This is a genomic window from Methylicorpusculum oleiharenae, from assembly GCF_009828925.2.
Lineage (GTDB): Bacteria > Pseudomonadota > Gammaproteobacteria > Methylococcales > Methylomonadaceae > Methylicorpusculum > Methylicorpusculum oleiharenae.
Genome location: NZ_WUTY02000002.1, coordinates 338,062 through 361,792 on the forward strand (window position 1 = coordinate 338,062; position 23,731 = coordinate 361,792).

At 44.4% G+C, this 23,731-nt stretch carries 29 protein-coding genes; 28 read left to right on the forward strand and 1 reads right to left on the reverse strand.

Features of this window, described 5'->3' with window-relative positions:
• Positions 1-1,043 precede the first annotated feature (1,043 nt).
• Entirely contained in the window at positions 1,044-2,102 is a 1,059-nt protein-coding gene (locus GO003_RS24920; protein WP_159657619.1) for a replication protein, read from the reverse strand.
• A 430-nt stretch (positions 2,103-2,532) separates the two neighbouring features.
• On the opposite strand from GO003_RS24920, the gene GO003_RS24925 reads away from it, so the two are divergent.
• From GO003_RS24925 to GO003_RS25060, 28 genes are all read left to right on the forward strand, one after another.
• Complete coding sequence (locus GO003_RS24925) at positions 2,533-3,504, forward strand: AAA family ATPase (protein WP_159657617.1); 972 nt, start codon at positions 2,533-2,535, stop codon at positions 3,502-3,504.
• Positions 3,504-4,238 carry a hypothetical protein gene (locus GO003_RS24930; protein WP_159657615.1) on the forward strand — a complete coding sequence of 245 codons (735 nt, stop codon included), beginning with the start codon at positions 3,504-3,506 and terminating at the stop codon, positions 4,236-4,238. The genes GO003_RS24925 and GO003_RS24930 overlap by 1 nt, the downstream gene beginning before the upstream one ends.
• A gap of 90 nt (positions 4,239-4,328) precedes the next feature.
• A complete protein-coding gene (locus GO003_RS24935) occupies positions 4,329-5,597 on the forward strand; it encodes a DUF3150 domain-containing protein (RefSeq protein ID WP_159657613.1) in 1,269 nt (422 codons plus the stop codon).
• A gap of 302 nt (positions 5,598-5,899) precedes the next feature.
• Positions 5,900-6,622 (forward strand): hypothetical protein, encoded by a 723-nt coding sequence (locus GO003_RS24940; RefSeq protein ID WP_231089277.1) that lies wholly within the window; start codon positions 5,900-5,902, stop codon positions 6,620-6,622.
• 69 nt (positions 6,623-6,691) lie between these two features.
• Positions 6,692-7,171, forward strand: coding sequence for a hypothetical protein (locus GO003_RS24945; RefSeq protein WP_159653799.1), 480 nt, complete (start codon positions 6,692-6,694; stop codon positions 7,169-7,171).
• 78 nt (positions 7,172-7,249) lie between these two features.
• Positions 7,250-7,747 carry a hypothetical protein gene (locus GO003_RS24950; RefSeq protein WP_159653801.1) on the forward strand — a complete coding sequence of 166 codons (498 nt, stop codon included), beginning with the start codon at positions 7,250-7,252 and terminating at the stop codon, positions 7,745-7,747.
• An 8-nt stretch (positions 7,748-7,755) separates the two neighbouring features.
• Positions 7,756-8,088 carry a hypothetical protein gene (locus tag GO003_RS24955; RefSeq protein ID WP_159653803.1) on the forward strand — a complete coding sequence of 111 codons (333 nt, stop codon included), beginning with the start codon at positions 7,756-7,758 and terminating at the stop codon, positions 8,086-8,088.
• A 79-nt stretch (positions 8,089-8,167) separates the two neighbouring features.
• Entirely contained in the window at positions 8,168-8,485 is a 318-nt protein-coding gene (locus GO003_RS24960; protein WP_159653805.1) for a hypothetical protein, read from the forward strand.
• Between the two features lie 81 nt (positions 8,486-8,566).
• Positions 8,567-10,369, forward strand: a complete 1,803-nt coding sequence (locus GO003_RS24965; protein WP_159653807.1) for a VWA domain-containing protein — start codon at positions 8,567-8,569, stop codon at positions 10,367-10,369.
• Positions 10,370-10,675: 306 nt separating this feature from the next.
• Positions 10,676-11,395, forward strand: a complete 720-nt coding sequence (locus GO003_RS24970; protein WP_159653809.1) for a hypothetical protein — start codon at positions 10,676-10,678, stop codon at positions 11,393-11,395.
• Positions 11,396-11,485: 90 nt separating this feature from the next.
• Positions 11,486-12,304 carry a hypothetical protein gene (locus GO003_RS24975; protein ID WP_159653811.1) on the forward strand — a complete coding sequence of 273 codons (819 nt, stop codon included), beginning with the start codon at positions 11,486-11,488 and terminating at the stop codon, positions 12,302-12,304.
• A gap of 306 nt (positions 12,305-12,610) precedes the next feature.
• Positions 12,611-13,060: a single-stranded DNA-binding protein gene (ssb, locus tag GO003_RS24980; RefSeq protein ID WP_159653813.1), complete on the forward strand. Its 450-nt coding sequence runs from the start codon at positions 12,611-12,613 to the stop codon at positions 13,058-13,060.
• Positions 13,061-13,204: 144 nt separating this feature from the next.
• Positions 13,205-14,143: a phage recombination protein Bet gene (gene bet, locus GO003_RS24985; RefSeq protein WP_159653815.1), complete on the forward strand. Its 939-nt coding sequence runs from the start codon at positions 13,205-13,207 to the stop codon at positions 14,141-14,143.
• A gap of 87 nt (positions 14,144-14,230) precedes the next feature.
• On the forward strand, positions 14,231-14,404 hold the full coding sequence (locus GO003_RS24990) for a hypothetical protein (protein WP_159653817.1): 174 nt from the start codon (positions 14,231-14,233) through the stop codon (positions 14,402-14,404).
• Positions 14,405-14,406: 2 nt separating this feature from the next.
• Entirely contained in the window at positions 14,407-15,471 is a 1,065-nt protein-coding gene (locus tag GO003_RS24995) for a YqaJ viral recombinase family nuclease (protein WP_159653819.1), read from the forward strand.
• A gap of 90 nt (positions 15,472-15,561) precedes the next feature.
• The gene (locus GO003_RS25000) at positions 15,562-15,915 is read left to right on the forward strand and encodes a hypothetical protein (protein WP_159653821.1); all 354 of its coding nucleotides are present in this window, start codon (positions 15,562-15,564) and stop codon (positions 15,913-15,915) included.
• Between the two features lie 81 nt (positions 15,916-15,996).
• Entirely contained in the window at positions 15,997-16,494 is a 498-nt protein-coding gene (locus GO003_RS25005; RefSeq protein ID WP_159653823.1) for a hypothetical protein, read from the forward strand.
• A gap of 99 nt (positions 16,495-16,593) precedes the next feature.
• Positions 16,594-16,731, forward strand: a complete 138-nt coding sequence (locus GO003_RS25010) for a hypothetical protein (protein ID WP_159653825.1) — start codon at positions 16,594-16,596, stop codon at positions 16,729-16,731.
• On the forward strand, positions 16,728-17,054 hold the full coding sequence (locus GO003_RS25015; protein ID WP_159653827.1) for a hypothetical protein: 327 nt from the start codon (positions 16,728-16,730) through the stop codon (positions 17,052-17,054). The genes GO003_RS25010 and GO003_RS25015 overlap by 4 nt, the downstream gene beginning before the upstream one ends.
• Before the next feature lie 91 nt (positions 17,055-17,145).
• Positions 17,146-17,409 (forward strand): hypothetical protein, encoded by a 264-nt coding sequence (locus GO003_RS25020; RefSeq protein WP_159653829.1) that lies wholly within the window; start codon positions 17,146-17,148, stop codon positions 17,407-17,409.
• Positions 17,410-17,411: 2 nt separating this feature from the next.
• Entirely contained in the window at positions 17,412-17,645 is a 234-nt protein-coding gene (locus tag GO003_RS25025) for a hypothetical protein (RefSeq protein ID WP_159653831.1), read from the forward strand.
• A 99-nt stretch (positions 17,646-17,744) separates the two neighbouring features.
• Complete coding sequence (locus GO003_RS25030; protein WP_159653833.1) at positions 17,745-18,383, forward strand: hypothetical protein; 639 nt, start codon at positions 17,745-17,747, stop codon at positions 18,381-18,383.
• A gap of 380 nt (positions 18,384-18,763) precedes the next feature.
• The gene (locus tag GO003_RS25035; protein ID WP_159653835.1) at positions 18,764-20,371 is read left to right on the forward strand and encodes an ATP-binding protein; all 1,608 of its coding nucleotides are present in this window, start codon (positions 18,764-18,766) and stop codon (positions 20,369-20,371) included.
• Positions 20,372-20,925: 554 nt separating this feature from the next.
• Entirely contained in the window at positions 20,926-21,153 is a 228-nt protein-coding gene (locus tag GO003_RS25040; RefSeq protein WP_159653837.1) for a hypothetical protein, read from the forward strand.
• Positions 21,150-22,220, forward strand: coding sequence for a DUF7146 domain-containing protein (locus GO003_RS25045; RefSeq protein WP_159653839.1), 1,071 nt, complete (start codon positions 21,150-21,152; stop codon positions 22,218-22,220). Before GO003_RS25040 ends, GO003_RS25045 begins: the two co-directional genes overlap by 4 nt.
• A 9-nt stretch (positions 22,221-22,229) precedes the next feature.
• Positions 22,230-22,508: a hypothetical protein gene (locus GO003_RS25050; protein WP_159653841.1), complete on the forward strand. Its 279-nt coding sequence runs from the start codon at positions 22,230-22,232 to the stop codon at positions 22,506-22,508.
• 185 nt (positions 22,509-22,693) lie between these two features.
• Positions 22,694-23,119, forward strand: a complete 426-nt coding sequence (locus GO003_RS25055) for a hypothetical protein (RefSeq protein WP_159653843.1) — start codon at positions 22,694-22,696, stop codon at positions 23,117-23,119.
• A gap of 6 nt (positions 23,120-23,125) precedes the next feature.
• Positions 23,126-23,689: a metal-dependent hydrolase gene (locus GO003_RS25060; protein ID WP_159653845.1), complete on the forward strand. Its 564-nt coding sequence runs from the start codon at positions 23,126-23,128 to the stop codon at positions 23,687-23,689.
• Positions 23,690-23,731 lie beyond the last annotated feature (42 nt).

A 23,731-nucleotide genomic window follows, 5' to 3' on the forward strand; every position in this document is an offset into this window, starting at 1 on the left:
ATATGCTAGTTCTAAAATTTTCCATCAGATTACGACTCGCCGACTAAAGTTTTGAAGAGCTAAGTCCAGAAATCCTGCAATGAATTCCTGCATACGCCAGCACGTTATAGCGAACGACTTGATACGCTCTCTTTGGAATGTATAGGAATTTCAACAACCTTTTTCTAATTATTGAAAAATCAGAACGTAACACAAATGAAATCAATTTTGCAAGAATCCATGCTAAGGCGCTCACTGAGAGAGCATATTCAGCTCTTGGTGGTTTTTGGGGTGAAAAGGGAAACTCTCCCAGTTAGAATGGTTAGCTGGCAATGGCGTCGGGAGCCAATTATTTCATAGTCTGGTCAAACTCAAATTCAGGTAACATTCAGACTTTGAGCAAAAAGGATACAGCATCAATCACACACGGATTAAAAAGGTGCGGCCCAGACTTTTAACAGTGGTAAGTCGTTGCAACCATACGACCATCCTAAGTGCAATCTAAAAAATTCATCGAGGTGAAAGACGCGCTAAAAACGCCCCTTTTGATTTGATTTACGGAGTTCGCCTTAAATTTCTCAATGTTGAACAGACACCCAACAAAAAATTAAAAAACCCCCATTCATAAAAAGCCACCGGCCGTTTTACAAAAAAATGAGATGACTTTTCACCCCGGTGAGATTTGACTGACGCCTCAATCGGCAGGGTTAAAAGAAGGATAAAATAAGGTTAAAAGGATAAGGGCGAAAAAAACACTGTTTAATGAATATTAATCAATTACTTACAAAATTAACCCGCGACCTATACCTACCGAATGGTGCTGTATTAAGGCCAATTTTTACCAACCTGCGACATATTCCTACCTATGCCGCGACCTAAACCTACCGAAAAAAAGACGACACGCGACCTATACCTACCGAAAAAACTGCGAACCGCGACCTATACCTACCGACTCACTTGTGATTTTTTAGTTAAAAACCAGTGAAAAAATCATGCCGCGACCTAAACCTACCGATATCCGCGACCTAAACCTACCGAAAAAGGCTTTAACCCGCGACCTATACCTACCGTTCTGTCATACATTTTCTATTATTAACTCGTTTGTTTGCTGCTCTTACTTCAGAGGAAAATTTAGCTGTTGGTGTCAATGTATAAATAACGTCCTCAATTAGCTGTCTTGGACCAACGATTTTTTCATGATTGATTGTAAGAAGCAGTCCGTTTGCTTTTAACTCGCTCAAGGCATCAGTCATTGCCTCAATTGCATCCCGTTTTCTTCCATAGTTATCAAGTAGCGAACTTTCTCTTTTTACGGTGGTGAAACGAATTATGAAGGTTTTACCTACTTGTGCGTAAGTAAATTTGATGACTAGGTATTTGTGCAACCAGCGAGTTAGTTGCGTCTCGTGAGACATCATAAGTTCATAATTAAACTGTCGATAATCAGTTGAGCGGAGCGCCTTAGTTATTAGTGGGTGGAATTCAACATACCATTTGGCGTCTGGATCTTCGCCGAGATCAACTCTTGAAACCGAAGATAACCGACGGAAATAATTGCTAGCGTCATAAATCTTTGTTTGGTTGTTTTCTGTGCTGATCTCTATTGAACTGCGCGCCATGATGCGAAGGCTCAATACAATTTCTGGATAGGATCTAGCATGCCCCCTGTTCTTCAGTTCTTTTCGCAACTGATAAATTGAAAATGTTACCCCGTAACTGGGGACGGATTCGTCGTAGTAGCCATGATGCTGCATGGTCGCAATTTTACGAAGTGCCGCTTCGATCAGTTCCTCATTGCCACCTGGATAGTATTCAGTCACAACGCCCTCTTCAATGATTCTTGCCGGCTGGATTTCGATTGAAATCTCTCTGCCTTGATACATGCTCGATCTATGCAACAATTTAGGAAAAGTCCCTTCCTTTCGCATTTTGTTGGCTGATTGACGGGATATTGAGTAAAGCGGAAGGCAATCCCATAGCGGAAATGTATTGGACATCCTTTTGCGCTGCTCATCGTCATTGCATAGAAAGGTCTGAAAAAGGTCGATCTGCTTGCAACTGAACGCCTCCTTTGAGGGTGGGTCAAATTTGTTTTCTTTATCAGGTTTTTCAGAAGATTGCATAACGGCGAAACGGATTGCTTTTACAGTCTTCTATGGTAAGGAAGGTTTTACATGTGTGTCGGGGTGAAAGACGCGCTAAAAACACCTCTTTTGATTTTTTTTGGCCTCATTTCTTAATAACCATAGGCAAATATTCAAGTTTCAAACAAAAGGCGTGCTAAAAATGGCGTCTTTCGAATTTCACAGCCAGCCGGTATCGTGCATAATGTTCATACCGTCTTCCCAGAATGTTCTTTTAGAGTGCATTGTGGAAAGACGGAATTTTTGTAGTTCTCTAAGAGAGCTCAAAAGCAAGTGCCCATTCAGCACTCAAAATAAAGAACCTGTTAAGCGCCTTCGGCGTGATTTTTACTTTTACCCACCGGGGAAACACTTCTCCCGGTATGGGCGCTGGTGTTTCCCCTTTTTTTCTTGAATTAGGAGAAACACCATGAATGTAAAAAAATTCCCTATCGGCCAAACTTTCGCCATTGCCGCACCTGCAGCGATGACTGTTGACGGCTTTGAAGATGCTTCGCATCCTTCAATTCCGGCAAGAAAAGATTACGTGTTCAGAAATGAACATCTCAGGGATATCTTGGCGTACATCGCCAACCCTGTTGGCGACGCGTTGTATTTGACCGGTCCTACCGGTTCCGGAAAAACATCATTGATCTCCCAAGTTGCTGCCCGTTTGAACTGGCCAGTTCAACAAGTCACCTGTCATGGTCGTCTTGAGCTGAACGATTTGATCGGTCAATTCATGCTGGTTAACGGCTCTATGTCTTTTATCCATGGGCCTTTGGCTCAGGCCGTCCGAGACGGACATCTGTTGATCTTGAATGAGATCGATTTGATGGATCCCTCTGAACTGTCTGGTTTGAACGATATTATCGAAGGGCAACCTTTGGTCATTCCTCAAAACGGTGGCGAAATCATCAATCCTCACCCGAAATTTCGTTTGATTGCTACCGGCAACTCCGCTGGTCAAGGCGATCAATCCGGACTTTATCAAGGTGTCATGCAGCAAAACCTCGCTTTCCTCGATCGATTCAGATTAATGGAAGTGAGTTACCCAGATGCATCTATCGAGCAATCCATTCTCAAGTCTGTTTTGACCGGAATGGGCGTTCCTTTCGATTCTGTCATGGAAAATTTGACCGAAAAGATGATTCAAGTGGCCAATGAAATTCGTCGACTCTTTGTCGGTGGAACTGACGGTTCTGGCGAACTCAGTGTAACCATGTCTACTCGGACGCTTGTTCGCTGGACAAACTTGATGATTGCTTATAAGCGTGCTCCCAATGCGCTGGCGTATTCGTTGGATCGTGCGCTCACCTTGCGTGCAGAGCCTGCTCAGCGCGAAGCCATTCACAGGATTGCCAAAGATGTATTTGGTGATACCTGGGGAGATGATGCGTAATGACGGCTGCTTTAGCTTACGATCTGTATCGCTTCACTAATCCGGATCGTTCAACCAAAGATTGGGCTGTTCGTGATAACGGTGATGGTACCTATACCTCTCGTTGGGGCAAAACGGGTACCCGGCTTCAGGCCAAGACCTTCGCTAAAAATAGGCTTTCCATGAATGAGCATATCAGATCAAAGGTCTCAAAAGGGTACAAGTCCATTGGCCAGGTATTGATTGATGACGACGGTACAATTTCGTCAGCAGATTCCAAACCACTTGACCAGGACTCGTCTCCAACCGAAGAATCTTGTCTATTTTGGCGCCTAAAGATCAAACAGACAGATCTTTCAGACACTCAAGCCATTGGGACATTTCATGCAAATGTTTTGGCAATGAGCAGTGCAATTACCGACTGCTTTGGTCCTTCTGTCTGGATTAAAGAGTTCCTGCACGCCATGCTTAATGGCCATTTGTCTAATGCAGGAAAGCTATTCAAGCAACAAGGTGTCGCTTCATTATTGCTTTTTATGGCTATGATGAAAGTTGCGCCCAAACAAGTTAGCATTCATTTATCCCATGATGATGGTGTTGACATCAGTAACAAGATAAAGCTCGAATCCAAAGCGTTGTCAATATTCGATACCGATTTGGAAAGTGTCCGACCTGTTGCCGAATCACTCGGTCTTCTTGAGAAGCGCATCGATTTATCGCTTGTCTCATCTTCTCAGGACGATTTTTACTTTTAACTTATAACTTTTGCTTATCCCTAAAGGGGCAGTCTATCGCCCCATTGGGTCGTGTGCTGCCTCATATTTATTCATTTTTTGGAGGTAGTTATGTCACACAAGGCAGAAATGATTTTGGACCAAATCGATGTCGTTAAACTCGACATTAATCTTTGGACCAGCTCAAAAAAATTAAGACCTGAGGATCTTGTGTTAGCCGATGGTTCCAAACTTCCGCCGGAAGATTTGGCTTATCTCGGTACCAAAAAGACCATTGATCCCGACAAGCTGAAAGAATTCAACCGCATCAAAAAGGAAGCGGAAAGAATTTGCCTTCAGTCAGGTACTCGTTTCCTCGGTGGCTTTGCTAATCCGCGGGATGAAATTCCTCGAATTACTCAAGAGCTGGATGAGTTGTCTAAAGAGTTTAGCAAAGCCCGTGACCAGCTTCTGTCCACGTACCATCAGGACACAGAAGAATGGATAGCGCGTCATGCTGAATTTGGTGATGCAATTCGTCGTGCCATTGAGCCAGTTGATTCCGTTGCGGCAAAGTTGCGATTCGATTACGTTGTCTTTCGCGTAACCGTTCCTCAATCCGAGGTGGTTTTGCCGGATTCAACGCCGGCAGCTGTCGAGTCTCTGACGCGTCGCACCCATTCCATGAGCGACCAGCTTTTCCATGAAATCGCTCAGGAAGCCAGTCAACTTATCGATCGATCTTTCGTCGGTAAGGACACGGTGACCGGTCGATCCCTCAATGCTTTTCGGAGAATGCGGGATAAGTTGGACAGTCTCGGTTTTCTTGATCATCGGTGTATGCCGGTTGTCGATAGAATCGATGTTGTATTGGATGCCTTGCCCAAACAAGGCCCGTATAACGGCAGTCCTTTTAACAGCTTGTTTCACCTGGGTTTGCTGCTGTCCGATCCGGACAAGATCAAACGTCATGGCAGTGGTTTGTTGCAAATGGAATCAATCTCGGTTTCAGATGCAATGGCTATGACCGGATCTGATGGAGAAGATGACGATGCAGTAATGCCCGATTCATCCCCTACTGACGTTGCCAATGAAGTGCCTGTCGAAGCACCCGTTGCCGTAACATCCGCTGTTACTTCCGAAGAAGATAATGATCTTCCCGGTTTTGACTTCCTCTCTAACTACCATCCCTCAAAGGATGTATTTGATAGCGCACCTTCTGTCGAAGTTGCTCAAGATGTTCTGAATCCGGCTCCTGAAGCAAGCACCTTTATGGCTTCTGTCAAAGAAACTGTAAAAGTTGCCTCTGAAACCGCTTCAACATCATCAGTTCCTGTTCTCATTGAGGACGAGCCTGAAACGCCATCTGCTGCAAAAGTAGTTGAAGATTTCTGGTTCTAATTTTTCTTCCCTGGCGGACGCAATTCATTCCGCATGGGATGTTTGCCTCCTCCTCCATTTCTCTTTTTTGGAGGCCCTGTGGCTAATAATTATTCTCAAGCAACGGTTTCACCGGTTCTTCCTGTAGCTGCGGGGAGTCGCTATTTTTGCGAAAGCTTGTTTTGGGCATCCCAGCCCAATCAAGCAGCAAAAATTACGCGACCACTGATGCCTCCGGCGGCCCCGATTCGTCCGCGTCGCCTCGTTTCGACCCAACAAGGGGTCGAAACATTGGCTCTCGCATGACTTAACGCCGTTTCGCGATGCCTTGCAGGTTTTCTCCGCAAGCTCCGAAAACCCGCCCGGCGCTACGGCTATCGGGGACTAAAAATCTTCACTTCGCTAAAGCTCCGTTTCCAAGATTTTCAGCGCTTGTTACTGATTTTGAAATAGTCCTGCTCAACGCGTATGGATTTCATTTCGAAACACACGTATCCAACGGTGAGCGCTCCTACTATTTCTACGTTTCTGACGGCGAAAGCGATGAACTCGGTCATTTTGACCTTGATTTGATCGAAGAGTATGCCAAGCAAGACGATGAACTCGCCCTTGATTTACGGCAATACATTCTCGAAAACGGCGATGGTGACATTGACCAACACATTTCATTTAATTACAGCTGGCCTTTATTGTTCCAGCGCATCCTTAACAAACCGGGATGCACGATTGATGAAATTGTTGTCGAAGGCGCTTTTTATTGTGACAAGTTACGAGAAGGTGAGTTTGGTGGCTGGATTACCAGAATTACCCGGTTTACTGTCCAGCACGGTGGTACTCAGGCCATGTTGATTCAAATGCAACAAGAGTCTGCTTTCTTGGAGGCTCTTGATACTGTTTATCAATTGGCTTCGGCTAATTGTGCCGACAATGAACACGATCCTGAAGATCCGCTGTTGGATGAATGCTTGTCTGAAGACTGTCGCAAACAACGCGCTGCGCTCGACCTCATCCACGATTATTACGTCAATCATGAATTGAATCGTTAATTAACCCTCTAGGGGCAATCGTGCTCCTTTTGGGATTATGACTTACCTCTTGTTTTACTGGAGCAGTTTATGAAAAGAATTCTTACTCCTGATCAGGCAATTGCTTATTTTTCTATTGTTTTGGATGAGCTAAGTATTGACCCATTCAATGAAAGTTCTGTTTTCTGTTCGGAATATATCAATTTGGATTTTGCTGGTATTGCAATGCCGGCTATTCAAATAGATCCACCGCTGACTTATGAGCAACGTGCTTTAATCGGCCAATTGTGTGACAAAAATCGATCTTCACAAAAATATCGGTTTGCGAAACTCTTGCGTCATTTCCGGCACAAGATATCGAACTATCTTAATTCCAAGAACCTTCAAGATGCCCACTATGCATGGAGAAGAGATCCTTTGAATGTCGGTCTCGATTTTTCTTTAAGTCCACGAGGCATTGCAGAAATGCGATTCCTAAAACGGGTCCGGAGGGCATCCAATAACTCTATTCCCGGCATAGTTGGAAAGAGCTACACAGAATATCTAAATGGTGTTTTTGCCAGAATTTAACTTTTAATCTTTATTAACCCTTGAGGTGAACCATTTGCCTCTCGGGCCCATGGTTTGCCTCTTTTATGGAGAATGACTATGAAAAAAGAATTGTTCGAATCAGAACTGCCCAATGGCAATGTCATCAAATATGCTCGATTGCCTTCAGACACCTGTTACCACCAGGAAACGCCCGATCAAGTAATCCGCCTTTTGGAGAACCTTCAAAAATGCGGCACTGAAGTCAGGATTTTTTATGGCGATACTCAAACAGGTCAGTCTTGGCATGATGAATTTGATATGGTTGGTCGAATTGGACGTTCAACGGGAAGCATCAAAATTCCATTGATAGTGCCCAAGGGAGACTCTGGCGGTCCTGCTTTACTGGATCACTGCATTATCCGTATCGATACTCGTATGGAAACGCTCTATCAGCACAAGAAGTTTCGTGTTGGTGACATGACGTTAGCTCAAGGTAATGACAACCAACTACCCTGGGAAGTGTTTATCGACAGAGCTCTGCATGCTCGATTTGTACTGAATGCTGAAGCGACTAAATTCATGAGCTTCTTGCAAGGCAACTTGTTTGCGATGTGAGGTCTCTTATGTATTCGCAAGAAATTATTTTCTTCATTATTCAAAACCTCCTTCAATCAAACCGTTGGAGTAATTTTGAACCGCCATCAACCGCTTTGTCATTCAAGTTATATGACACAGCTGTTGGTAAAAAAGAGGCGCAAGTCTATTTTTCTACTGGCGATGAATATAATTGGGTTTTATCAGGCCTTTATGAAAGTCAAGGTCATAACATTCTTTCCACTGCTTCCGTTCTAATCCAAAAGGATTGCTCGATTGCAAATTTGATTGAGAGTTGCACCCAATTTTTAACGGATGTCGAATCGCGTATATCTCAAAGCTATGCCGTGAGATTGCTTTGACCCAATCTATTTTTAAACCCCTGAGGGAAACTATTTTTCCTCATGGATCATGGTTTTCCTCTTTTTTGAGAGTAAAACCATGGATACAGATTTGATCACAAAGGTTACCCAGGTTATCCCAAGGCAAGACGGTTCTGAACTTAAAATTGTTGTTGAACAGATGACTGGCCTTGGTTTGCATGGCTCCCTATGGATTTATGTTCATCGTCGCGAAACGATTGATCACCCTTGGATATTGCTTAGCGATAAGCCTCATCCTAATTGGCGATCTATGTCCGTAAATGACTATATTGAGCATGGTCGTTCTGAAATTTTCCAATCAGTTTCTCCTGGAGAAATCCTTAAATTGATCCACATGATTGGCAAACCAATGACTTCATTACAAGTCACTGTGTAATTTTTTAAATTTTATTAACCCTTGAGGTAAACCATTTGCCTCTCGGGCCCATGGTTTGCCTCTTTTATGGAGATACACACCATGAACAATCAAGACTTGAATAACGCCTTTCCAATCGTTGCTGCTGCTTTGGGCAACAAATTTGGCGTCAAAGTTTCTGTTGGCGGAGACGATGCTTATACAACTGGGGATCGCATTCACCTTCCAGCCTTAGACACGGAAGATAACAATATCAAGGATATTGCCTGGGGTTATTTGGCGCATGAAGCTGCGCACGTTCGTTTCACTGATTTTGGTGAGTTTCGAAACGCCGCAACAAATCCGTTACGTAAAAACATCGTTAATATCCTGGAAGATATCCGCATCGAGAAATCCATGCAGGATCCCTATCCAGGTACAAAACGGACTACGGAAAAAGTGGTTGAATACTTGGTGAAAACGGGTGGTTTTGGCTTTGTCACAAAAGATCAAGATCCTCATCCAGCCAAAGTGCTATCGCAATTCATGTTGTTCCGTTTAAGACACGATATTCTGGGTCAAAAAGCCTTGGCTTCGTTCGCGGATTCTGCTGAATCGCTATTGGAAGAAACTTTCCCAACCGGCGCGGTTACCCGATTGTTTGGCCTTTTGTCCGATGTGCCTCATTTGAATGAAACCCGTGATTGCGTTCGGCTTGCCGATCAGATTTTGCGGATGATTCAAGAAGAGCAAGAAAAGGCTGAAGAAGAAGCCAGGCATCAACAGTCGCAACAATCACCGAGCAGCGCTGGTGGACAATCAGATCCGTCTGATGACGCCACCGACGATCAAAGTGATGATTTATCGTCTGATACTGATGATTCTCAACAGAATCAACAGTCGCAGCCCGATAACGCCAATGGCCAATCAGATACGTCTGATCCTGCCGATGACAACTCGGATCAACAGTCTGGACAGGGTGCAACATCATCCCATTCGGGTGCCGATGACCCCTCTCAGGATGCCGAACAATTGGCGCAAATCTTGTCTTCCCTGCTTTCAGCCAGTCAAGATGATTTGCCTGATGATTTGTTTGAAGCCGTGCAAGAGTTGTTGGGTAATCAGCCAAGAAACAGTTACGACTCTGATATTCATTTGCCCCTGGCGATGGAATCGGCGCGTAATCCGTCGATTGGCAATGCGATATTGAATCGAGCCCTTTCTGAATCCGGCAAAATCCGGGCTTCGTTACAAGGCCTGATTCAATCCAGCCGTTATGAACGTCCGATCAACAAACGATCTGGTAACAGAATCGATGGTCGTAAGCTGGTTCGATTGTCTCAAGGGGATTCTCGTGTTTTCGAACGCAGAACTCACAAGCAGGCGCCCAATACGGCTTTACACTTGTTGGTTGATGCGTCGGGTTCGATGAATCGTTGTATCAGCTTGAATTCATCGATCACCCTGGCAGATCTGGCTATGGATTCGGCAGTTGCTTTGGCTTTGGCGCTTGAAGGCATTTCGGGTGTCAATCCGGCGATAACACGTTTCCCACATGAAGATACTGACAACGTCACTCCATTGTTGAAGCATGGCCAAAAGGTTCGTCCCAATGCGGCTGTGTTTTCTGCAATTACCAATGGAGGAACGCCGCTTCATACCGCAATTTGGTATGCCGCTGCGAGTGTTATGGCAACCAAGGAAGATCGCAAGGTCATCATGGTTCTCACCGACGGTGAGCCTGATGATTTCGATGCCACCAAGTCAGTTATCCGGCGCTGTCAAGCGACTGGTATTGAATTGGTGGGTGTGGGAATCTGTATCGACATCCGTCATCTGTTTGATCATTCGATCTGCATCAACAATGTGTCCGATCTGCGTTCAGAGCTGTTCAGAATCAGCAAGGATTTGTTGTTGGCTGCTTGATCTTAAAAAACCGTAGCCATTCATGTTTGAGTGGCTATTTCCTTTCCAGACATTGAGTGCTTTCCTTGTGAAAGCCTCTTTGTCTATTTTTCCCAAGAGGACGTTTTGGAAAGCGTTTAATAGTTTTTCTGATCATTTTTCAAAACGTTTTTTTGTAGTTCTCTAAGAGAACTCAAAAGCAAGTGCCCATTCAGCACTCAAAATAAAGAACCTGTTAAGCGCTTCGGCGTGATTTCTAAACCCACTTGGGAAACACATCCCCGGTGGGGTCTGTGTTTCTCTTATTTTATTTTTGGAGAACATAAAATGACGTCAAACATTCTATCTAAAGGAGTAGAAAAATCCCCTCGGATTGCTTTAATTACCTTATCTTCAGGTGATTGTGGATTGATTTTCAATGAACGTGTCATCATGACCGCTGATCCGAATTTCGAGCCTGTTGACCAGGTTGAGACCGTTGCATTTAATCTTGCCAATGCATTGCCATGTGACATCAATGTTTTCACTATGCCTGTGCCACTGAAAGAAGATTGGAATTGGAGTGATGTTTTGTCTCTTCATCTCAGACCCGATCTTAAGCTTTATCGAGTGGCATATCATGAAGAAATGGGTAACAAGGCCATCTTGCAATTCGATTGTTTTGCTTCTGATCCAGAGCATGCCATTGAGCAAGCAGAAGATGCTTATCCTGGCTCAGAGATTCTTTTTGCTGCTGAATTCGTTGCCACTGAGGATTGCTATCTATGGACGATTCGTGAGGCTTTGGAACAATCGAGGGCAGCATTGCCTGATCAAGCTTTTGCTAGGCAATATAGTGTTCAGCCTGACTTGATTTGCCGAATCAATTCAGCATTGGATGACGTTTCGGATGACGAACATCTCTTGCGACTGCTGACTGAAGCAAGAATTGCTTTGCCATTAGCTTGGAAAAATCAGGGCGGTTGTGATTTGAAATTACTCAGATCGATCGACTTGGTATTGCAGTCAAACGTCTTGCCAGTTCGTGAGTCTGTTATTGTCGAATAATTAATTCTATTAGTTTCAACCCATCGGGGAACATTATTTCCCGACTGGGCATGGTGTTTCCCGTTTCTTTTGTTTAATTGGAGAAATACTATGACTACCCGTCAAAAAACAATTAATTTGGTTATTCACCTTGAAGGCGGTTTAATTCATGCGGTTTACACCGATTCGCCTCTCAATATCCGTGTTGCTATACAGGATCTCGATGTTGAAGGAGCAGACTTGGACGAAATCGCAACTTTTCCAGACGGAACCGAGTTTGTCGGAAGTATCCAATCGGCTGTTTTCAATAGCATGTGTATTGATGAGGTATTTTCCGCTCTGGATTCGTCTTTTTTAACCGAATCCAAAACAGCCGATCCTCAACAGGAAAACTACATCAAAATGCACGCCAAATTCTGTCCAAACTGTGGCTCTGCAAACATTGAGTCTTACGGCGCGATGGAGGCAGATGGCGATCTGGCTTGGTCACATGTGACTTGCGCCAATTGCTCTTCAACTTGGCAAGACAACTATCGTTTGGAATCATTTTCTGAACTTAATGCTACTGCTCTAAAGGTCATTAAGTCTGATTCTGAGCGAGGCTATTGGTCTAATGGTCAGGGATGGGTTTTTGATGTTGCTTCTGCTACTAAATTTTCCATTTCAAGGCTTAGTCTTTATTTGCCAGCTGCCTCTGCTATGGACGCTGAATACATCCATCTTTCTGATGCTACAGACTACATCCCCAATGAAATTAATGTTGGTGATCAGGTTTTTTGGAATGACCCTGACCAAGGGCTAAGTAGCGGTATCTACACCATAGATGCCGTCCTGACCGAAAACGGTAAATTGCTCCACGGTAGCGACATCTGCCTTCTTAAAAATGATGTAGGCTCGCAAGCAGAAGTCTTTGCCCATGAGCTAAGTTAACATTCGAACGAAAGGCACGCTAAAACAGGTGTCTTTCGAATTTCACAGCCAGACGGTATCGTGCATAATGTTCATACCGTCTTCCCAGAATGTTCTTTCAGAGTGCATTGTGGAAAGACGGAATTTTTGCAGTTCTCTAAGAGAGCTCAAAAGCAAGTGCCCATTCAGCACTCAAAATAAAGAACCTGTTAAGCGCTTCGGCGTGATGTTTTTAACGGCATTGCCGTATTTTAACCCTCTGGGAGACTATTTCCTTTGAGGGTAATGGTCTCCATTTTTACTTTACTGTTATTAAGGAGCACCATCATGTACAACAAATCGCAATTAATTGGACGTTTAGGCCGTGATCCAGAAGTTCGCTTTACGGCGGAAGGCAAAGCAGTTGCCAACTTAGCCGTTGCGACCAAGGAATCATGGAAAGATAAAGCCTCAGGCGAGCGTAAGGAAAGTACGGAATGGCATCGAGTCGTTCTGTTCGGAAAGCTTGCTGAAATTGCGCGTGATTATCTTCATAAAGGCGCATTAGTTATGCTTGAAGGTCCTATCCGGACCCGCAAGTGGCAGAAAGATGGCGTTGATCAATTTACGACTGAAATTCATGCCGACACAATGAAAATGCTAGGAGGCAAAAATGATAATTCTTCTGGATCATCAACTTCCTCTATTCGTACAGCTAATTCATCCCCGTCATCATCTAAACAAGAACCTGCTTACAGCGCAGATTTTGACGATGATTTTGACGATATCCCGTTCTAGGAGTCACCTTAGACGCAAATTAGCCTGAACACTGTTCCGTCTTTTTTGAGCGTCGCTAACTATTAACCTTTGCCCTTTGGGACATCATTTGTCCCCTTGGGATTCGTGATGTTCCTTCCTTTTTTATCTTTTAGGAGTTACACCATGACTGTTAGTAAACAATCCCTGTTCAAGAAATTCGCCGATAAATTCAACTTTACCGACGAAAAAAAGCTCACCGACACGCTGAAAGCCACGGCTTTCAAGGTTAAAGACGGTGAAGTAACTGATGAACAAATGACGGCTTTGTTGATCGTTGCTGATCAATATGGGCTGAATCCTTTCACCAAAGAAATATTTGCTTATCCCGATAAGCAAAATGGCATTGTCCCTGTCGTATCAGTTGATGGTTGGTCTCGCATCATCAATCAGCACCCCGATATGGATGGTCTGGAATTCGTCTATGACAGCACCTGGATCACTGATCTTCCAGGCGCTAAACCCTGTCCGGCGTCGATCGAATGCGTCATTTATCGGAAGGGCAGAACTCATCCGGTTCGTATCAAGGAGTTTTTAGATGAAGTCTACCGGCCGCCGTTTCAAGGTACTAAAAATAATCAGCCCTATTCGATCAGCGGGCCTTGGCAATCTCATACCAAGCGTCTGCTTCGGCACAAGGCCTTGATTCAATGCTCTCGTATTGCCTTTGGTTTCACCGGTATTTATGACCAGGATGAAGCTGATCGTATTATCGAAGGCCAGGCAGAAGTTATTATCAATCCTGCTTCAGATCCAAGTGACAATGCCAAGCGCATTCTTCCCAAGCTCATCAAAAGAGCTTCTGAAAACGCTTCATGGCAAGCGGCAATTGATTACGCCGGCGAAAATTTCGCTGGCATTGATTTGAATTTCATTACGCAGGAACTCAATAAGGCTAAAGCAGCTGCTGAAGCCGTATTGCTTGATGCTCAGAATGAAACTCAATTGCCACTGGAACAAGGCGATTCGGCTCCCCATGAGAAAACCATGCCTCCATCGGGAGCCACTGACCCAAAAAAGCCAAACAGTCAGCATTTTACTAAAGCGCGCGAGGCTTTAAGCTGATTGTTTCGTTCTAACACTTAACCCTAATGGGCATCCTTTATGCCCATTTTGGGAATACAGGGTGCCTCTTTCTTTTGGAGAGTCATCATGATTAAAAAGTTATTTCTTAACAAAATACCGGTAAAAAAAATATCGCCTGACGTGTTTGTCAGACGCAATTACGACAAGTACGACCAACCAACCGTGATCCGTCGTCACGGCATGTATTTTCGAGAAAAACTTTGGAAGGTCAAAAAGTCAGATCATCATAAGGGAGATTGATCATGAAAGTGATCAGTCTCACGCAGCGAACGCCAGACTGGCATGCGTGGAGAAATTCGGGTATTTCAGCATCGGAAGCCGATATCGTCTTAGGACTCAATTCTTACAAGACAAGGTATCGTCTCTGGGCAGAAAAAAAGGGACTGATCCTACCTGAAAATCTAGATCGAAATCCCCATGTTCGGCGCGGCATTCGATTGGAACCAGTCGCTCGTCGAGCTTTTGAAGATCGCCACAACACCCTGCTGTTACCCCTGTGTGCGGAATCCGATGAGCACCCGTTCCTGCGTGCTTCATTTGATGGTATTGACGACAACGGTATCCCTGTTGAAATCAAAGCACCAACGGAAGCCAACTTTCGTGACGCCCATTGTGTTGACGATCCTGAAACATCATCGTCCATCATTTCAGAAGAAGATTTTCGCGATGCTCAACAAAATCGAAAGGAATCCAAGTTATACAAGCGCTATTACTTTCAAGTTCAGCAACAGATAGTGGTTGCGAATTCGGACAGGGCTTGGCTTTCGCTTTATCTCAATGAGCGCGAGTATTTGGATATTCCGATTCCTCGTGATGACGCGATCATCAACACGATCATTTTCGAAGCAAGAAAGTTTTGGGAATGCTTGAAGACCAATACACCTCCTGAGAGAGATCCCACTAGAGATGTTTTTATTCCATCTGGTGTAGAGCTCGATCACTGGAATACATTGTCTTTCTCATACCACAATGCCGAGGCAATGATTTTCGATTACAAGTCGAAAATTAAGGCGCTTGAAGAAGAACAATCTCAAATCGAAAGCAACTTGCTGCAATTGATGGGAGATTTTGCGCATGCTGAAAGTGCTGGTTTGCGTGTTAGTCGTTTTCTGCAGCAAGGCACCATTGATTACAGAGCAGCCCTCAAATCATTGGCTCCTGATCTTGATCCCGCTTTTTTGGAGCAGTTCAGGAAATCGCCTTCCGAGCGTTCTCGCTTCACGAGAAAAGATGAAGGCCATGCGTCTGTGCCTTATTCCATGGAAGAAATCATGTCTTCAATTCAACAAGATGATTACTGGTTTTAACTGACCATCAGTCATTTTTTCATTTACCCACCGGGGAACCTCGTCCCCGTTTGGGCACGCACGTTCCCCTTGTTTTTTTGGAGGTGTCATGTGCGCAAAACCTACTTCAAAGGGAAAGACCGCTCTTTCAATTTGGATTTATTTGACGATTGGGACTGGCTATTTGGTCCGGAACCTGTCGTTGAGGAAATTCCCTTGTGGTCGGAACAAGACATCATGGACATCAGCGAATGTCTTCTAGAGGATTCGTTGAGGAACCTGTTCGATACGCGATGTTCGATGAAAACCGTTGCGGAAATTCATCAATGGATGATCGCTATCAACGATCCCAATCCATTTAGTTTTGTGAATTGCTGCAAACTAGCCGGCCTTGATGCCGACGAACTTCGAGATACGATCCTTGATCGCTTGAAACGAATTCGTCGTACTATTCATTTACATTAACCCATACCGGGGAAACACGCTTTCCCCTATCGATGGGCATTGTGGTGTTTCCCCTTTTTTTCTTGAATTAGGAGAAACACCGTGTCCGAAATGAAAAATTTCGCCGTCACCTACACCATCGACTATCAACATCGCGTGGTTGTTGGTGTTTCGGCTTTGAATACCGAATCCGCCATCGAAATTGCCACCAAAGCATTTGATGATGGTGTGATTTGGGACGATACGCCTGAGATGCCGCTTCTTTTCGATGATTACGAAGAAGTTGAAGGCGAAACACTGCAATTTTCTGCTGAAGCAATTCAGGCTTTTCCAGAACCCGATTCTTCGGTCACACAGATCAAAGCCCATCAGTTTGCGTTTTATTGCGCACAGGCTTTGTTGGCTGGCGAAACAACGACAGCGCTTGAATTTGCAAACAAGGCTTTGCCCCAAGTCGTTCCTTCCCAACCGGAAGAATCGACCTGGCAAGTTAAAAGCAAAAATGGTTGCGAGCCTTTCGATGTGACCGCTGTTAATCAGGAAGAAGCGCTTCGTGACGCTTTGTTCGCCATTGGCTGGTCAGTTTCACCCAAAACGTGATCTGTCACTGGTTGTACTCATTTTTTTTAATTAACCCATTGGGGAGATGTTTTGCTCCCTCAGGGTGCTGCATCTCTCTGTTCATTTAGGGAGAAATCCATGCCCAACGAAATCATTGAAAATGCCTTTGCGTATCAAGCCTGCCAGTCGATTTTGGCCGGCGATCAAAAGCCGCAATTGACTACGCCAAAAAAGCATTTCCATCGCTACTGGATGAGCCAGAAACCGCTTGTTTGACTACTGTGCAGTTGCTTGATCTTGCTCAAGATCATCATCTTGATATTTCACTGTCTTTAAACGGGGGCTATCGCACAGGGTTTTATTTGGGGGCAAAATCGCCACTAGGCCTTCATAACCATAAAGGATTCGATGGACTGTCTCATCAAGTACTGCCTGTCGAGCTATTGCGTTATTACCCAAATCCGCTTGAAAAGGTTTGGCGTATCGATCGTAAAACGCCCGCAAAATCGGTCTATCGGACTCTATCCAGTCTTCGTCAATCGATAGTTAAGCGATTTATCAGCCTCTCGTATTGTTCGCCGCTGATTTACTTCTATTAACGCGATTGATTTTAATCTTTAACCCAATAGAGGGACGACCTATTTCCCTCTATCGGAAATTGGGCGTCACTCTTCATTTTAGGAGAGCAACGTGACGCTTAACTTGCAGACATCGATTGTTTCAAAAGAGACCGGATCATTTCTCGTTCGGAAAGTACCCAGTATTTTTACTAATCGTACTGGCAAACTCGACATTGTGATTCACAAAGAAACCGACGGAAGTTGGGGCGCTTTGTATGATGGCAAGCGCTATTTCATTGCGATGATTTTTGAAGCCGAAACCTATCGGCCTATTCGATCCAGTCATTCGGTTCCGAAAGAACTACTGGATAATCTGGTTGCATGGGGATTTTGATCATGAAAGCCAGACTCGAAGACGGCTCGATCGTCACCCTCGAAAAAGACTGTCGTTGCATCGATCACGAAGGACCTCATTGGCTCCATTCCGATCACGTGTACCGCCAACTGAATCTTCAGTTGCTCGGTCAAGGTATGTTGCAAACACAGGCTTTTGCCATCGAAGAGCGCGCCCGGTTAACGCGCAAACTTTCTATTATGAAAGCTAAACGCATCGCCGAACTGCTCGCATAACCGTATTCCTATCCAGGAATAGTGCCGTTAACCCTCGCGGGATCATTTCCGCCCGGGAATGACGCCGCGAATTATAATTTTCAATTCAAGGAGTCATCCATGTCTCACACCCTTTCTTACAAACATTTGGTCATCAAATTCCCGCATGAAACAGTGCAGGAACAACTGGCTGATTTTCCGCATTCCTTTTGGCGAGATCTGTTCATCTTGCTCGAACTCTGTGGTCCCAGCAATTGCACGACTTTTCATCCGCTCACAGGGCGAGAAGTTTATGCCAGAAACTGGACCACTCGCGCCATAGGCGATGCCACTGAAATCATCGAAGAAGCCTGCCGTTCAGCTGCGTATTGCGAAGGCCGGAATCTGCGCTTCTACAGAGAACGCGAGACAACCCCTGAACGCTATATCCGTCGGGTTCGAAGTGCTTTGTCTGCACCGGTATCCGTTCAAGAAGCGAACTATTGGGGAATTTCATTGCACGTTCAACTCGATCAAAAGCTCGTCAAAGACGCCCCGTATGCGATTGACCTACTCAATCAGCATGCGTCCTGGCACGAGAACGATGCCAACGAACGCTATTGGATGTTGTACCCGTTAACGTCCTTAAAGGATGCCGCCATCTTGTTCAAATTTCGGTTTTTACCTTTGTCGTCATGGTGCTTTATAGAAACCAACGGCCCTTGTTTTGAACATGAAGCCCGTGGACTTTTTTCATCATCAAATTCACGCGCTGCCTAAATGCTTGGGGTTTCAATTTTTTATTAAATTCGTCTGCAGTTTTGGCTTGTTCCTCAAGAACGCCCTAACTTAACTAGACAAAATTTTCATGCCACCGAAAGACGACCTTATTCAGGCGTCTTTCGAATTTCACAGCCTGACGGTATCGCGCATAATGCTCATACCGTCTTCCCAGAATGTTCTTTCAGAGTGCATTGTGGAAAGACCGAATTTTTGTAGTTCTCTAAGAGAGCTCAAAAGCAAGTGCCCATTCAGCACTCAAAATAAAGAACCTGTTAAGCGCCTTTGGCGTGATTTTTACTTTTACCCATCGGGAACAATTCAATTCCCATGGGGAATATTTTGTCTCCCGATTTTTTACTTAAATTTGGAGATAAGTCATGAAACAAGTTGCCATGAAAGTTAATCAATCCAACCTGGTCAAAAGCTTGAAATTCAGCTTTACCAATAAGACCACGGTTCTGGGTGAACTCATGCAAAACGCCCGACGCGCAGGCGCAACTTCAGTAAATTTCGATTTTGCACCCGAGACTAAGATTCTTCGCGTGACAGACAACGGTTGTGGCATCGATTCTATCGAGACGTTGTTGACTGTCGCAGAATCGGGTTGGGACGCTGATGTTGTGGCTCAAGAGCATCCATTCGGCATAGGATTTTTGTCGGCTTTGTTTGCCTGCCGACATATCACTGTCGTCAGTAAAAGCGGAAGAATATCCGTCAATACCGATGATGTTCTGTCATTCAAACCGGTTGAAATAACACCTGTCCCAGAATGGGACAACGTAACAACCATTACCATGGTTGCTGTTGATCTTGAATTGAGCCGTGTCGAACATGAACTTAAGCGTCTTGCTTCGGCGTTTCCCATAGCTGTTCTGTTCAATGGCACCGAACTCGATCGTCCTCATGCGATAAATTCCGGTCTTAAATTTTTAGAGACTGAAGTTGGCCTGATTTCTCTTGCTTGTTTTGATCAGCCGAACGTGAACAACTATGCCTATGTCATGTATTTACAGGGCCTACCTATCTACAAGTCCTCAAGCTATGGATCATTTGGTTCGCCTGGTTATCATGTTATTCACCTTGACTCGTCAAAGTTTTTCGGCCGGTTACCTGATCGAGACGAATTGGTTGACAAAGATGAAGTGGTAAATTTGGCAAAGGCTGCTTTAAAAGGCGAAATAGAGAAACACTTGCTGTTAATGAAGTCCAGTATGCCTTTCGAAACATTTGTTGCTTATTACGACATGATCAGTGAATGGGGTTTGTTATCAATTCTCAACGATGTGCCGGTAATTCCCATCAAAGCGTTAACCGAATATTCATCCTATCCGAATTGCTCTGAAGAAAGCTTTGGTGAATTTGAAACTCGTCCAGCTAAACCCATACATCAAAACGAGGTAATCTCTGGCCAAGTCCAGTTGGTAACTTTCGATGAATGTATCGAAGCAGAAGGATCTGCTCTGTCGATGTATGTATTTAAAAAAGGATTCTACGTCTATCCTGCAGGTTCAAAAAAACTGGATGAAGGCCATTGGCTGCTCAATCATCTACGAGATCTCAACCAAGAATCCGTTCGTATTGAACTTATCAATGAATCTCATCGCGCTTATTTCGATGGGCAATTTATTTGTATTAATGCGGTTTTTTGTCAGTCCTATCAGATTTGGGTTGGTGACGATAATGCCGAAATTGACGATGACGCCATGTTTGATGGTTCCAACGCCATTGTTCCCGAAAAGGATACAACTGGCTCTGTTGTAACGCAGGCTTCTTCGTTCCGGGATGAAGGCGATTTTCAACAGTCTGCTTACGATCAAGATGAATATGATTTCTCGCAGTTTGTTGTCGCAAATACCTCATCGGATCCTGCCCATGCCTTGAAGCAATTGCTGCCTGGTTTTAGCGCCTGTCCTTCGGTATTTGGCAAATCATTCGTTGTTACGCTTGATGAAAATGGTCGTGTTGCCTCAGTAACATCTGCCTAATCTTTTTTTCTTTAACCCGACCGGGGATCATTCTCCGTTTCGGATTGATGGTCACCGGTCATTTTTATAAGGAATTATTTATGAATCTGTCCCTTAGTAACCCAGTCGTTCAATCTCAAGTTGCTTCCGATTTGTTTTTAAAGCAAGCCCGTTATGACCGGCTTCATCATTTGAGACGACTTCAATGGCTTAGCCAGCAAGAACCATGCTGGTCATGTGGAACGCCTGTGTCACCGTCCGATGTTTACCAAATGATCAGGGCGAGCAAGCTTGTCCTAGATATGCCTCCAATGGCTTTTAACCATTGCGACATCAACAATAGCCACTACGTTGCTTTACTCGATCAATTCGCATTGAAAAACGCTCTTTAATGAAGCATTTATAAGAGTAATTACTAATTTAACCCCATCTGGGAGAACTCAATCTCCCATTCGGGCGCATGTTTTCTCTTGGATGGTTTTCCTTCCTGGCGGCCGGGGCTTAGTTGATGTTCCCCGACATACGGAGGGCATCAAGTAAGTCTCGGTTGTTGGGACATTACTAGGAGAAAAATCATGTTTTACCACGCTATAAAAATTGGGACTAAAGTTCGTCCCTTTTGTGAAGATGCACTTCCTGATGTCACTACTGATTCTATAGGCGAAGTTATTATGTTTAAAGAAATCGGTCGCAACCGGAGAGATTTTTACACCATCATTCGCTGGGATAACGGAACAGAATCTTTCCTGAATGCCAGGTTCTTCTTCAAAGCCGTAACGGTCGTCGAAGAGGTGGTGGTATGAATACATCGACCCTAAAATCGCACCGTGTTAGAGATTCGGCTCGCGGTGATTGGCTGTCTGTTTTGGATGCCCTTGCCCCAGAGTTGCAAATCGCTATTGATAAACCGGGTCGGCACATGGCCTGCCCTGTTCATGGCGGTAAAGATGGCTTCAGGCTTTTTCGTGATGCCAATCTTTCCGGTGGGGGCGTTTGTAATACCTGCGGGTTCAAACCCGATGGGTTTTCATTATTGATGTGGTTAAGAGATTGGAGTTTTCCAGAAGCGTTGTCGGCTGTTGCCAATGAGCTTGGCCTATTAACTGATTCCAATTACAAAAAGCCTGTTGTTAGACGTAAGCCTTTTGATCATTCAAAATCCGTTGTGGATGATGAACAATTGAAAGTAATCTTTCGGAAAATATTGCAGGGATCTAAACCGATCAGTCATGCTAGCTCCAAACCTCTTCGACTTTATTTACAGTCGCGTGGGTTGGATAGCGCTATCCCGGATTGGCCAGCTATTCGATTTCATCCCAATATGCAGTTCAAGGATGAAGACGGAACCGTCATTGGGCATTTCCCCGCCATGCTGGCATTGGTCGAAAAAGGTAATGAGTTGATTACCATCCATCGAACCTTCCTGACGCAAGAGGGATGCAAAGCCCCGGTCGATTCACCTAAAAAAATCATGCCGGTGCCGTCTAAAAAGCTTCTTGCCGGTTCCGCTGTTCGTTTAGGTTGGCCTGGTCGAGTTCTTGGTGTGACTGAGGGCATTGAAACGGCTTTTGCTGTTATCGAGGCAACCGGCATGGTCACATGGCCTTTGATCTCTTCCTCGATCATGCCTCAGTTTTCCATTCCTATGGGGGTTGAAAAGCTGATTATTTGGTCTGATCTAGATCGCTTGTTTGTGGGTTCTTTTGCGGCTCAAAAACTTGCCGAATGTGCTGAAGCCCAAGGTATTGAAGTGGTCATACATGAGCCCAAAGGCCCTTTGCCTGCCGATATTAAAAGCATTGATTGGCTGGATGTCTTTAATGAGGTCGGTCCGAATGCTTTTGCGCTTCGGTCTTGTTCTTCACTATAGGAGGTATTCATGAGTCGGTATGTCTTTAATGCTTATCAGCTGGATACGACTCCTGGCAATCTATCGTCGCCCTTTTCTCCTTCATTGGATTGGACAGGCGACGATAATGCCTATCTTCTTTGGCTAAGAGAGCGGTTCCGGTCAAGCCCTGAAGTCAGGGAAAGACTTGGCCTTGCGCACAGAGCTAACCGTCGTGCCGATCAGGAACTTGATATTGTCGGTCCTTACCGCCAGGTTCTTCGCTATGCCATCGATAATTATGGAAAAGCCAAGCAGGTAAGTCTGTGAATCTGCTTTCCTCAACCCAAAACCGAACCTGATTCTTTCAGTGTTCGGTTTTTTTTACTCAAAATTCTTGAAATCAAAACAAAAGGCACATCAAAAAGCTTGTCTTTCGATGCGGTGGAAGCCTCATTTTTTCTTTTTAATGCATATAACTTTACCAATCAATTTAGTTTTTGCTTATGAAATCCATGAATCAGATAGTTAATATTTCCAGGCACAACTATTTATTTTTTATCTTTTTTTTGTTCTTTTCAATGCCAAGCAGTTCAGCTCAAACACAGCAATCAGGCACACAATCGCTCAATGAAAGCAGCTCATCTGAAAACCTTACTAACAATGCTCAGACTCAAATTGAAGAAGCGGCCGAACACTTCGATTCGTTCGCTCTGCTGATGCCACAAGTGTTGAATTCGAAACTCCAGTCTTTTTTAAAGCACGGTTTCAAAGTGTTTTTACTCGAAGACCCTCAAACAAAACCTGCTGAAGAGCAGATGATTGACTCTTTGATCAAAGGGCTACAAGCATTGGGCAACTCACTCTCAGAGGATTTAGCGAATAACCCTATTCATCAAGACGTTAAGCCAATACCTAAAAAGCCTAATCCTAAACAGTAATAGACAATGACACCTGTTGGACACTTGATCACTGCTGCATCAATGGCAACGGCATTCATGCGTGTCAATAGTTTATCCTGGACTCATGGAATTGCAGGTCTTCCTGACTTCTTTGTTGTCAATTCATCACTGGCTATGTCCTCTTCCTCTGGGTTGACTTTAATCAGTCTCGGCATGGTTCTCGGCGCCAGAGGTCCGGATCGTCTTGAGTTTCCTGTTTTTAATCGATTAACCAAGGTCAGACGATCATTAATCCCGCATCGCACATTGACGCATTGGCCTGGCTTTTGGATATTGGCTACGGTAATTTCTTGCACTTCATTTTTTGCAATGGATGACATCCTTTTCCAGACGATTGCATGTGTCGCAATCGGATTTTGCAGCGCGTCATGGCTTCATTTGATCATGGATATCATGACACCCACAGGGATTCCTTTGCTCACGCCTTTTGGGAAGCGAACAACGCTTAATCTTTACAAAACCGGATCCTTTGGTGAATGGTTGTATATTTTGGTTTTTTTAATATCCTCTCAGTTGTTAGCAAGCTTGCTTTCCAGTTTTTTCGCGTGAAATAGATTAAGCAATTCGTCATATCGTCATAAATTCATCTGT